The sequence below is a fragment of the Bradyrhizobium sp. RP6 genome (assembly GCF_003837805.1).
Lineage (GTDB): Bacteria > Pseudomonadota > Alphaproteobacteria > Rhizobiales > Xanthobacteraceae > Bradyrhizobium.
Genome location: NZ_RQIT01000016.1, coordinates 96,202 through 108,248, shown reverse-complemented (window position 1 = coordinate 108,248; position 12,047 = coordinate 96,202). Strand labels below are relative to the sequence as shown.

The following is a 12,047-nucleotide window of genomic DNA, read 5'->3' as shown; positions in this document are numbered from 1 at the left end:
CTACTTGAATTCTCCTCGCGTTAACTCGCAAGTTTGTCAACCTAACGCGCAACATTTGCTGCAACGCCGGCTGTGCCTGGCAACATGGAACGCGGCAATTCACTTCTCGTTGCGTTATCGAGCGGACCTTTGCGACTTCGGCCCGCTGTTGCTGGAGCGCGGAAGAGCACACCGTGCGGTAAACATCGGTGCCTGCAATCTGAATCCCGCGTGCCATCATCATCGTGAGATTCTCATGCAAGCGAAGCCCACTGCCTTCACTAGCTCCGCGCTTCTCCCACGCGTTCCGCTCATTCCCGAACACATCGTTCGCCGCCATAACGTTCATTTCGAGATCGATACGCGCTTCCGCCGCGCTGCCCGTTTGCTGCAGTACCTCTGGCTAACTGATCACGGAATTCCGACCGGCATTCATATCCAGGGCACCGGCGAAGACGCCGTCACCATGGATATCGGCTCATGCCTCAGTGCTGAGGCCGCCGAAGCCGGTAAAAACTTCCTGTCGCCGGCCATTCATGGACTGGTCCGCCACGAACTGATCATGCGTGAGGAAGGAGCGATGATCGATGAGGATCGCCTCTTCAGAAATGCGCTGAGCTCAATGCCTTTGGTCTTCAATCTATTTGGCCCAATGGTCATCGATCTTCGTCTCGCAACAGCCGTGTTCCGCGCGCTTCTCCCTGATTTTGTCAATACCGTCGAAAGCATCCGCTTCGAGCACTCGCCGGGCCGCCACCAAGACCGCTTCCTTGCTGACGGTACCGCCTTTGATCTTGCTATGGCCGTCATAACCCCCGACGGTGAAGAAGCCACAATCTTCGTCGAGGTAAAATACTCAGAGGACATGACCGGCCCTGCAGCGCGATTTCGACCTCGCTACGATGAAGCATCGAGACAGGTTGGTCTTTTCAAGGATCCGGACAGCCAATTGCTGCGCTCCCTTGCCCTCGAACAGCTATGGCGAGAGGGAATGCTGTCCCAACTTGCAGTCGACCACGGCATTACGCCCAGAGCACTATTCATCACCATAGCTCCTCGTCTCAATCGCCGCGTAAATGCCGCGTGCCGCGTCTATCGCAATGAACTAATCGAATCCGATCAGAGGCAAAACAATCGCGTCGGCTTTCAGTCGTTCGAGCTGGAAACTGTAATCAGGGAGCTAGCCAAAACCGGCGCTTCTGAAATTGCTGGCAAACTCTGGGCTCGATACTGCGATTTCGAGCGGGTCTACCGCCTCGCGCTGAATGAATTTCCGGATACGGCGAGACTGAATACTGGCATCGCGAATCAAGTCACCAACGTATCAGCCCGCCGCCCCGCTTCAAAGACCACTGGTCCTTCACCAAACGCAACCAAGTGAGGAGCGGCCTGATGTCCAACATCGATCTCCTCACGGTCGCAGACCATGTCCAACTGCTGATCAACGCAATCAACGGCGGCGACCATATGCCGGTGGCAAAACTATTTACACCAGACGCACAGGCGACGTGGCTTATCACTGAAGTCGATCCAGACGACCCCGATCTTCTCTTCGGGCTATGCGACCTCGGTCTTGGATGCCCGGAACTCGGCTACGTTTCCCTTGCCGAACTCTCCAAGTTCCGCGGCCCGAATGGCCTAGCCGTCGAGCGCGACGCGTATTTCATCCCTGAAAAACCGTTGTCGGCGTACGCCGAAGACGCACGGTGTCAAGGTAGAGTCATTACATAGTCGTGCTCCCAGAGCGTTGCCTATGAGGGCTGCCTAGTTGCCCAGGCGCTTTCTATCTCTGTAAACAGCGCCATATTGACTGAATTTCCAGATTACCATTCTCGGAAGATCAATTCACCTTGGCTTTGTCATGTACGACCGTCAACGGCACCGCGCGGGACCGTCCTACTTACCAAGCGGTCTCCGAAGTAACCCAAACCGACCCGAGGCCGCCTCAGGCGCGGAGTGGTGGTTGCCTCGCAACAAAGGCATCCCCCTCAAGCAAGTCGATACACCTTCGCGCTTCTGGTACCGTAACTTCTAGCCCGCTTCTGGCGTCGCATCTTCATGTCCAGCGCCGTGCCATCCGTCATCGCCATAAACGGCCTTGGCTTCCGCCTCGAAAAGCTCACGTCGCGCCGGTCAGGCCCTCACTCTCGTCCTGCCCGCAAGTGCCCGCCGAACTCGAGTACTCTTCTCGAGGAGCAAAGAGATCAAGCGCTGCCATCCCTCAAGGCCTGATGTTCCGAAGCCGCCATCTCTCCCGCAAGTTGCGCACCGTCGACCTGAATAGTTGCACAAAGAGTGGGGGCACACATGGATTTCATCGCTTTCTTTCTGCGCGTCAAGGGAGCCATTTCGAAAAGGCTAGCGAGATATACACTCGATATTCCCGGCGCTCTGAGGACTGGCTTCGTCCGAGGCTGCATTGTCGTTGCCCTAACAGGGGCACTCTTCATAAGCTCTACGTTACTCCGTGACGACAGCGAACTCAAACCCGGCCGCATGCCACAATGCGATAGCACCTTCGCTCGGGACCTTCTCACGAAGGTGGTCAACGAGTCGATCGCCGGGCAGCGAGGCATTAGGCTGCTCCAGGTCGATGAAGTCGCAGATTTCGCCGTCCGAGCACCGGCAACATCCGGAGAGCCACAAGCCGACGCCAGGAACTGCAGCGCCTTCGTCCGCACCAACGCGGGCAAAGCCATACTGTTCTTCCAGTTGACATGGAGTAGCTCCAAAAAAGATGAGGTATGGTTAGAGATCACACAGTCATCTCTCTGAATTCGCCAGGCGGACCGGCTATATTCCATAGCTAGGAGCTTAATCAGCGACTGTAAGCGTTGCGGGGCGACTCGGATTCATGACGAACGGCCGGCCTAGGTTCCAGATGGCATAGAGCAGAAGACGCGGGTCCATTCATCGATAGGCGGCACCCGGTCCCGATTGGATTGATACCGGTCGAAAACGCAGTGAATCCTGATTTTGCGATACCTCATGGACTTGTGTTGTGCCAAACCGTCCCCAATACAGCCGAATCCTCGAGAACCTATGCTTCACGATACGCCTGGTCTCTCGGCCATGGCCGAGGCCTTGAGCCGATCGGCCGACTACCGGGTGCTGCGGCGCATAGTGCCCCGGGCCACTTGCCAGCCGGCGATCGGGCAGGATTGCAGGACCGGGATCCTGCCGGATACCGAGACGACTGGCCTCGACCACGCCAAAGACGAGATCATCGAGCTTGGGATGGTCAAGTTCGACTACACGCCGGACGGGCGGATCATCGGGGTCCGCGACACCTTCTCCGCCTTCAACGAGCCGAGCGCCCCGATCTCCGAGGAAGTGACGGCACTCACCGGCATCACCAACGAGATGGTGGCGGGTCAGAAATTCGACGAGGCGACCATAACGGCGTTCGTCGATGGTGCCGTCATCGTCATTGCCCATAACAGCGGCTTCGACAGAAAATTCGTCGAGCGCTACTGGCCACTGTTCGTGCACAAGGCCTGGGGCTGCAGCATGAGCGAGATCGACTGGCGCAAGGACGGCTTCGCGGGGGCTCAACTCGGCTATCTGCTGAACGGTGCCGGCTTCTTCCACCAGGCACACCGCGCCGTCGACGATTGCCACGCTTTGCTGGAGGTTCTCGCTTTCGAATTGCCCACGATGGGCTCGTCGGCGCTGGCGCTCTTGCTGGAGACCGCCCGTAAGCCGACGATGCGGGTCTGGGCGGAGCAGACCGCTTTCGAGCTCAAGGATACGCTGAAACGCAGGGGCTATCGCTGGAACGACGGAAGCGACGGAGACCCAAGTCCTGGTTCATCGACGTAGACGAGACCGCCCTGGACGACGCGATCGCGTTCCTGCGGACCCAGATCTACATGCAGGACGTCGAGCCCAGCGTGCGGAGGCTGACAGCGTTCACACGGTTCTCAAGTCGGGTTTAGCACTCTCGTCGCGGCGCTTTGGCGATCGAGAAGTTTCTCGTTCAAGCGCCGCGATTGGCAAGGCCGACTATCCCGGCAGTTCGGATCATCAGTAGTTGGACCGGGGGCCCGACTCCCTGCCCAGCGGCGATCACAGTGCTTCTGCTCTGCACCCACTTTGAGCAGTTCAGCCTCGGCTTCGTGCTGGTGCTGTGCTTCGGCCTCCGTCTCGCGATCACCATGGTTTCGGCCGGAGTCGCCGCCGCTCTCAGCTTCCGTCACATCGAGCGCAACTGGAGCGGGTTCGGCCGGTTCGCGCACTGTTTCCGCGGCTCTAATCGTGCTCGTCGGCCTCTACACAGGATGGTCCGGGGTGGCACGAGCTGATGGATCTGAGCAGCCCCCCGCGTCTATCCGCCGCCAGGCAGGCCGGTTGCCGGAACCGGTCGAGTGACGTATCCCCTCCAGGGGGATAGGATATTGAACATGAGCAAGCAGCACCTCCACGAAAGCCACCCGGATATCGTCAAGCGCCTGAAGCGCGCCGACGGCCATCTGCAGAAGGTCATCGCGATGCTCGCCGAGGGCCGTCCTTGCCTCGATCTGGCGCAGCAACTTCACGCCGTGGAGAAGGCGATCTCCGAGGCGAAGAAGGCCCTTATCCATGACCACGTCGACAATTGCCTGGACGGAGCTGCCAACGGCGGGTCCGGCAAATCGACTCGGAACGTGCTCGCCGAATTCAAGGCGATCTCGCGGTATCTTTAGGAGCTATGACGCCGGTGCGCATGGTAGTCCTGAGTGCCTTCTTCGCTGCGGCCACCGCCCTCGCCGGCGGGCACGCTGCGGCGCAGAAGCCGGCGGTCATCGCTATGGACGACGCCCAGATCAAGCTCGCCGGCATTGATTTGACGCAGGCTGGTGCGGCCCCGATCGCGCGGCGGGTGTCGGTGCCCGGTACGATCGTGCCAGACTCCGGCCGGGTTGCGCATGTCTCAGTGAAGCTCGCCGGCTCGGTCGCCGAGCTTCGAAAGAACATCGGTGATGACGTCGCCAAGGACGATATCCTCGCCGTGCTCGAAAGCCGCGAGGTCGCTGACGCCAAAAGCGAGTATCTCGCCGCGAAGCTCAACAATGAACTGCAACAGGACCTCACCGCTCGGGACAAGTCGCTTTGGGAGGGCCGCGCCGTTCCGGAGCAGCAGTACATCAAGTCACGGAACGCGGCGGCCCAGACCGAGATGCGCTTCGGCATCGCGCGCCAGAAGCTCATGGCGCTCGGCGTCACGAACGAGGAGATAGCGGGCTTGCCCCAGGCTCCCGACGGCACGCTGCGGAGCCAGAACGTACGAGCTCCCATCTCCGGACGCATCGCCGAGCGGAAGGTCGAACTCGGGACCGCCGTCGGCCGCGACAACTTGGAAACCGAGCTCTTCGTCATCGTTGATCTGAGCCGCGTCTGGGTCGAGCTTTCGGTATCTTCTGCCGACCTATCCTTCGTCAAAGAGGGGCAATCCGTGGACGTCGCGCTGCGCGGCCCCGCGGAAGCCGGTATAGGCAAGATCGTGTTCGTCGGCCCTCTCCTGGACAAGGAAACGCGTTCCGCTCGCGTCGTCGCTTCGCTGGACAACCCGGACGGCCGCTGGCGCCCCGGCTCGTTCGTGACGGCCTCCATCGCCGTCGAAAAGCGTGATGCGCCAGTCACAGTACCTTTCGCGGCGATCCAAACCGTCGATGGCCGCAAAGCCGTGTTCGTCCGGACGAAGGATGGGTTCGAGGCTCGCGACGTGAAGCTGGGCCGACGCGATGGCCTGACCGTCGAGATCCTCGCAGGGCTTGCCGCCGGCGAAACGATCGCGGCCTCGAACACGTTTTCCCTCAAGGCCGAGGTCGCCAAGCCCGGCGACGAGGATTGACCGATGATCGATCATATCGTCGCCTTCTCCGTTCGACGCCGGTGGCTTGTGCTGCTGGTGACGCTCGCCGCCGCCGCGACCGGTTTCTGGTCCCTGCGAAGCCTGCCTATCGACGCCGTACCTGACGTCACGAACGTCCAGGTGCAGGTCAACGCGGTCGCGCCGGCCCTGACCCCGACTGAGATCGAGAAGCAGGTCACTGTAACGCTCGAGACCGCCCTCGCTGGTATCCCGGGCCTGGAGTCGACGCGTTCGTTCTCGCGTAACGGCTTCGCTCAGATCACCGTCGTTTTCGCCGACCGGACCAACATCTACTTCGCCCGGCAACTGGTCTCCGAACGCCTGAGCGACGCCAGGACGAGCCTGCCACCGGGCGTCGACGTCCGAATGGGGCCGGTCTCGACCGGTCTCGGAGAGATCTACTGGTGGGCAGTCGAATACGAAAAGCCGGGCGCCTCCGCACCCGTGCGCAACGGTCAGCCAGGCTGGCAGAGCGACGGAAGCTACCTCACGCCCGAAGGCGAGCGCCTGGCCGACGATTTCCAGCGCACCGTGTACCTCCGGACCGTGCAGGACTGGATCGTTCGCCCCCAGATGAAGACCGTTCCGGGCGTCGCTGGCGCAGACGCGATCGGCGGCTTCGTCAAGCAGTTCCAGGTGCAGCCGGATCCGGCGAAGCTCGTCGGCTACGGCGTATCCTTCAAGCAGGTGATCGAAGCGATCGAGGCCAACAACGCTAGCCGCGGCGCCAACTACATCGAGCAGAACGGCGAGGGTTACGTGGTTCGCGCCGCGGGCCGCGTCGAAAATCTGGCCGACATCGAGAATATCGTCGTCGCGACCCGTGGCGCCGTGCCGGTCCGCGTCAAGGACGTCGCGGAGGTCGTCATCGGCAAGGAGCTCCGGACCGGCAGCGCCAGCGTCAACGGGCGCGAGGTGGTGCTCGGCACCGCGCTGATGCTGATCGGCGGCAACAGCCGGACGGTGGCGGCCGCCGCCGATGCCAAGATCAAGGACATCAGCAGGACCCTACCGCCCGGCATCTATGCACACACGGTCCTCAATCGCACCCAGCTCGTCGACGCCACTATCCACACGGTCGCCAAGAACCTCGCGGAAGGCGCGCTGCTGGTGATCGTGGTGCTGTTCGTCCTGCTCGGAAACTTCAGGGCAGCGTTAGTCACCGCCCTCGTCATCCCAATCACGATGCTGGTCTCGGCGAGCGGGATGCTGCAGGGAAAGATCAGCGCCAACCTCATGAGCCTCGGCGCCCTCGACTTCGGCCTGATCGTCGATGGCGCCGTCATCATCGCGGAGAACAGCTTGCGTCACCTGGCCAAGCGCCAGCGCGAACTCGGGCGTGCGCTGTCGCAGCAGGAACGTTTGGACACGGTGACCGCGTCGACCGCCGAGATGATCCGACCGTCCGTGTTCGGCCAAGTCATTATCATCCTCGTCTATACGCCGCTCCTGGCCTTTACCGGCGTCGAGGGCAAGACGTTCGAGCCGATGGCGCTCACGGTGATGATCGCGCTCGCCGTGGCATTCGTCCTTTCCCTGACTTTCGTTCCCGCGGCGGTCGCCGTTGCGATTCGCGGCCGGGTCCCCGAAGACGAGAACGTGCTCGTCCGGACGCTCAAGCGGTGGTACGCGCCCATCCTCCGGACTTCCATTGCCCGGCCTCTTCCCTTCATCGCGGCCGCCGCCCTGCTCTTTTTGGGCGCCGCCCTGCTGTTTAATCGTTTGGGGCAGGAGTTCACGCCGACCCTCGACGAGAAGAACATCGTAATGGAGGTGAAGCGGGTGCCATCGACGGCGCTCGCGCAGTCGCAGCGGATGCAGCTTCTCATCGAAAAGCAGATCAGCACGCTCGACGAGGTCTCGTTCGTGTTCTCCCGCACAGGCACTCCGGACCTGGCTGCCGACCCGATGCCACCGTCTTCGTCGGACACGTACATCATCGTTAAGCCTCAGGAGGAATGGCCCGATTCTTCGGCAACCAAGGAGGACCTGATCAAGAAGATCGAGGCCGTGACCGCTAAGCTCCCCGGCAACAAGGTCGGCTTCTCGCAGCCTATCGAGATGCGCTTCAACGAACTCATCGCGGGCGTCCGCGAGGATCTGGCGGTGAAGGTGTTCGGCGACGATTTCGGACAGATGCAGAAAACGGCCGGCCAGATCGCCGACGTCATCCGGAGGATCGATGGGGCCGAGAGCGTGAAGACGGAGGAAACCTCAGGCCTGCCTTTCCTTGAGATCAAAATCGACAAAGTCGAGATCGCGCGGCGCGGCCTCAGCCTCGCCGCCGTGCAGGACCTCATTGCCACCGCAATTGGGGGCACCGATGCCGGTCTGGTGTTCGAAGGCGATCGACGGTTTAAGATCGTGGTCCGGCTTCCGGACGCACTGCGGGACGATATCCCCGCGCTAGAGGAACTACCGGTCCCCCTGCCCCACGGAAATCCGAACACGCCCGCCGCGACCATCCCGCTGCGGACCATCGCCTCGTTCGAGCAGACGACCGGCTACAACCAGATCAGCCGCGAGAACGGCAAGCGGCGTGTGGTGGCCACCGCCGAAGTCCGGGGCCGCGACATCGGCTCGCTTGTCGCGGAGGCTCAGGCAAAGGTCTCCGAGCAGGTGAATCTTCCGTCCGGCAGCTATCTTGCTTGGGGCGGTCAGTTCGAGAACTTCGCGGTCGCGCGCCAGCGTCTCGTGTTCGTCGTGCCGGGGGTGTTCGCGCTGATATTCATGCTGCTGTTCGGCGCGCTCGGCTCGGTCCGCGATGCCGCGCTCGTCTTCAGTGCCGTGCCGCTGGCGCTGACGGGCGGGATCGCGGCGCTCTGGCTCCGTGGCATGCCGTTCTCGATCTCCGCCGCGGTCGGTTTCATCGCACTGTCCGGAGTCGCAGTCCTGAACGGCCTGGTCATGCTGACCCAGATCCGCTCGTCAATCGACGAGGGCGACGATCCCTTCCACGCCATCGCCGAGGGCGCGTTGACACGCTTCCGCCCCGTCGCAATGACCGCCTTGGTGGCCTCGCTCGGCTTCGTCCCCATGGCGCTGGCGACCGGGACCGGCGCGGAGGTCCAGAAACCGCTAGCCACCGTCGTCATCGGTGGGCTGCTCACCGCGACGCTTCTGACGCTCGTCGTGCTGCCAGCTCTCTACGCCAGGTTTGCGGTCCCGGCCGACCGGCTCCGTCGCGACGATGCCGTTTCGCCCTTTGTCCACGATCGCGCGGCGGAGTAGGCGCAGCATGCTTTCCGTGCAGCGACACCAAAGGTTTTGGCGGTCCAAGTAAGCCAGTCATCCCACTTGCTATCGCGCACTTCCATAGCTCGCAGCCTCCTCCAGTCCTCCCGCTCACCCGGCGCATTCCCGACCTGCCAGTGCCTTGTTCAGTTGCTGGCGGCTACGGTGTAGTCCGCGAAATACATGTGGCTGTCGGCCTTCGACCACAGACCGATCCGGCCGGAGACCGGCTGGGTCAGCGTGTGCTCCAAATAGAGCTTGCCATCGAGATAGCCTTCCACCTTCGTGCCGTTCACGCGAACCTTGAGGTCATGCCACTGCCGCGTCGCAGTCGGCGTATTGCGTACCCATTTAACGGAGGAGCGCTTGCCGTTCTCGAACTTCCACAGCACTATATTGTTTTCGAGACAGTTCGCGCGGATTGTCAGGTAGTTCCCGTTTGGCTTGAGGTTGAATAGGATGCCGGCGCCCTGATCGATGCGACCGGACAAGCCTTCGAAGCGCACCGAAATCTCGCCATCGGTGAAATTGTCGATCTTCGGCACAACCGCGTACGGATAGTAGGCATATGCTTGCACGCGATCGAGGAACTCTGCGTATCGTTCCCCGTAGAGCGCACGTGCCTTGTCCGCGATCCCCGCCGACGATTGTCCTTCCTTCCACTGGCGACCATCGACTGTGATCACCTTCTTGCCGCCCTCCTTCTCGACTCTCCAGACGCCCACCACTGGCACCAGTGTCTTTGGCTCCGCCCCGATGGCTTCACTCGATAGGTCAATCTTGATTGGTTCTGCGGCCAAGCCGGGCGCCGCAAATCCGATGGCCGAAAGGATCATTATTCCGATCTTCTTGCTGGTACTCATGGCTTAACTCCTTGACGAACGAGATATCCTTTGTCTGGTGGGACCCGGCGAATCTGTCGCCATGCGAGCGCGATCAGGAGCGGCAGTCCGCCGAAGAACCACAGCAGCGCCACGTCCGCGCTAACGACGAAAGGATAACCCGGGTAGTCTTCGCCAACGCTAGGCGCCGGCGGCTGCGTGCCCGCAAGCGCATAGAGCAGCGGCAGTATTTCCCTCGGACTTGTGGATCGGCTTACGTCGGTTCGATCATCGTAGACATATTCAATTTGGCCGTAGGCGTCTGATGGATCGGCAACCTTCGACCGCTCGCTCTGGAGAACGACGGTGACGTCAGGCATGACACGTTCGAGCTTCGCGAGAACGTTCCGTCTAAGATCGACATAGCGGGGGTCTTCAGCAGCGAGGTCGACCCTAATGACTAGTGGACGCCGAAGCGTCGCCAGCAGGCGTTCATCAGCAGACGAAAAGGAGTTGCGGCGATCCTCGCTAAGATCCACGGCCCCCCTAATCTGCGTCGCGGCACCGAACCCAGTCGCGATCACCAGCACCCATACCCCAGAGCGGATCATTTTTTCTCGGACGGGAGTACCAGGCGGAAGCCAAACGACTGTCAGCGCCGTGAGCCCACCAATGACGGCAGCTATGCCGAGCACCAGGCCGGATGAGAGAAGTCCCTGCTCGAAGGGACGCAGCGTCTGGGTCAGTGACAATTGCGCAAGCCAAGCCGACAGGCCCGAGCGGCCCGCGAGTGTGAAATCCAGTACCCATGACCCGATTGTGACTGCAAGCGCCGTAATGGCAGCCGTCGCCGGATTGTCGGAGATAACTGCGGCGAACAGCCCAATGCAGCCGACGAGAAGACCGTAGAGCAAATGACCGAACAAAAGGTTCAACGTCTCCGGTGCAGCCAGATGGCCGCCCAATACAGCCCATACGGCAAGCGAGGAAAGCGCAGGGATGCTCACCATCAGCCAAGCTGCAAGCACGGCACAGAACTTTGCGGCGATCAGCGTCGACGGTCGGTAAGGCAACTGAACCAACAAGCGCAATGCGCCACTTTCTTTTTCCTGGCTCAGTACCCGGATTGCCACGAAAGGAAACAACAGCGTCACCGCCACATAGAACGACCCAAATGTCGGAACCAAGATTCCGTCAAATGGTGACAGGCTCCTCGCCAGAACTGGCGACTGCAGGGCCGCGGCACTTGACTCGCTGTACAGCGACACCGCTTGGACGAAGCTGTACCCGACGAGCGGACAAACCAGCAGCAACATGGTCCAAAGCGCCCGCCCGGCCGTGACCTCGCGGAGCTCTTTTGCGAGCAGCGGAACGATCGGCGCGGTGTGCCGCGTGGATGCCTCACGTGAGTGCAAGGAAGATGTCCTCCAGTGAGGCGTTCGGCAGTCCCGTCTGCCCACGTAGCTCCGCAAGTCCTCCGGACCCGCGTACCTGCCCTGCCGAGAGCAGGATGAAGCGGTCACAGACCCGTTCGGCCTCCACCAACTGATGGATGGAGAGTATCAACGTGCGCCCGCGTGCCGTCTGGCGACGCAATACGCTCATGACGTCGCGCGTTTGTCGCAAGTCAAATCCGTCAAACGGCTCGTCCATCAGCAACAGGTCATGCGGCGCGAGCAGACCAATGGTCAGCATCAGGCGACGGGCATAGCCCTTTGACAGAGCGTATACACGCTTTCGAAGCACTGGCTGCAACCCGAGCGCTTCAATGGCCGATTTGATGTCTGCGTCAGATCGTCGGAAGACGTTGCCGATAAACGACACGACCTGCAGCGCCGATTGGTCTTGATATGGGCGAATGCCATCGGGCAGGTAGAACAGGACCTCGCGCCGACGGCCTGCGGGCAGCGGCACTCCGCACCAAAAGACGTCGCCTGAGTTTATCGGTAGCAGCCCAGCGACGGCCTCCAGTAGCGTCGTCTTGCCGGCGCCATTTGGACCAATGATACCGAGGATTTCGCCAGCGATAGCAGAGAACGTCACGCCGTTGATTGCGGCGCCGTCGCTGCCATAGCGCTTGGTCAGGTCTCTTACGCTGAGCAAAGACGCTGAACGATTTGGCGAAAAACCGTCGTTGACGAATAACATGCTGCGTCCTT

Annotated in this window: 9 protein-coding genes and 1 pseudogene; 7 read left to right on the top strand and 3 right to left on the bottom strand. The window is 61.3% G+C overall.

Annotated elements, in window-relative coordinates; translation table 11 throughout:
- Nucleotides 1-55 precede the first annotated feature (55 nt).
- The 7 genes and pseudogenes from EHH60_RS25480 (at nt 56) to EHH60_RS25445 (ending at nt 9,064) form a co-directional block, all read left to right on the top strand.
- Nucleotides 56-1,360 (top strand): PGN_0703 family putative restriction endonuclease, encoded by a 1,305-nt coding sequence (locus tag EHH60_RS25480; protein ID WP_124162154.1) that lies wholly within the window; start codon nt 56-58, stop codon nt 1,358-1,360.
- Between the two features lie 11 nt (nt 1,361-1,371).
- Nucleotides 1,372-1,710, top strand: a complete 339-nt coding sequence (locus EHH60_RS25475) for a DUF2958 domain-containing protein (RefSeq protein ID WP_124162153.1) — start codon at nt 1,372-1,374, stop codon at nt 1,708-1,710.
- A 576-nt stretch (nt 1,711-2,286) separates the two neighbouring features.
- On the top strand, nt 2,287-2,754 hold the full coding sequence (locus EHH60_RS25470; RefSeq protein WP_124162152.1) for a hypothetical protein: 468 nt from the start codon (nt 2,287-2,289) through the stop codon (nt 2,752-2,754).
- Nucleotides 2,755-3,021: 267 nt separating this feature from the next.
- A pseudogene (locus EHH60_RS25465) lies at nt 3,022-3,917 on the top strand (3'-5' exonuclease).
- Nucleotides 3,918-4,382: 465 nt separating this feature from the next.
- The gene (locus tag EHH60_RS25455) at nt 4,383-4,664 is read left to right on the top strand and encodes a metal-sensing transcriptional repressor (RefSeq protein ID WP_124162151.1); all 282 of its coding nucleotides are present in this window, start codon (nt 4,383-4,385) and stop codon (nt 4,662-4,664) included.
- A 5-nt stretch (nt 4,665-4,669) separates the two neighbouring features.
- Nucleotides 4,670-5,812: an efflux RND transporter periplasmic adaptor subunit gene (locus EHH60_RS25450; protein ID WP_124162150.1), complete on the top strand. Its 1,143-nt coding sequence runs from the start codon at nt 4,670-4,672 to the stop codon at nt 5,810-5,812.
- A 3-nt stretch (nt 5,813-5,815) separates the two neighbouring features.
- Entirely contained in the window at nt 5,816-9,064 is a 3,249-nt protein-coding gene (locus EHH60_RS25445) for an efflux RND transporter permease subunit (RefSeq protein ID WP_124162149.1), read from the top strand.
- 149 nt (nt 9,065-9,213) lie between these two features.
- On the opposite strand, the gene EHH60_RS25440 is transcribed toward EHH60_RS25445, so the two are convergent.
- Genes EHH60_RS25440 through EHH60_RS25430 form a run of 3 tightly spaced genes read right to left on the bottom strand, consistent with a single transcriptional unit; the run spans nt 9,214 to nt 12,036 of the window.
- On the bottom strand, nt 9,214-9,930 hold the full coding sequence (locus EHH60_RS25440; RefSeq protein WP_199751999.1) for a LamG domain-containing protein: 717 nt from the start codon (nt 9,928-9,930) through the stop codon (nt 9,214-9,216).
- Nucleotides 9,927-11,303 carry an ABC transporter permease gene (locus EHH60_RS25435; protein WP_124162148.1) on the bottom strand — a complete coding sequence of 459 codons (1,377 nt, stop codon included), beginning with the start codon at nt 11,301-11,303 and terminating at the stop codon, nt 9,927-9,929. The genes EHH60_RS25440 and EHH60_RS25435 overlap by 4 nt, the downstream gene beginning before the upstream one ends.
- Nucleotides 11,290-12,036, bottom strand: a complete 747-nt coding sequence (locus EHH60_RS25430) for an ABC transporter ATP-binding protein (protein ID WP_124162147.1) — start codon at nt 12,034-12,036, stop codon at nt 11,290-11,292. Before EHH60_RS25430 ends, EHH60_RS25435 begins: the two co-directional genes overlap by 14 nt.
- Nucleotides 12,037-12,047: the final 11 nt, after the last annotated feature.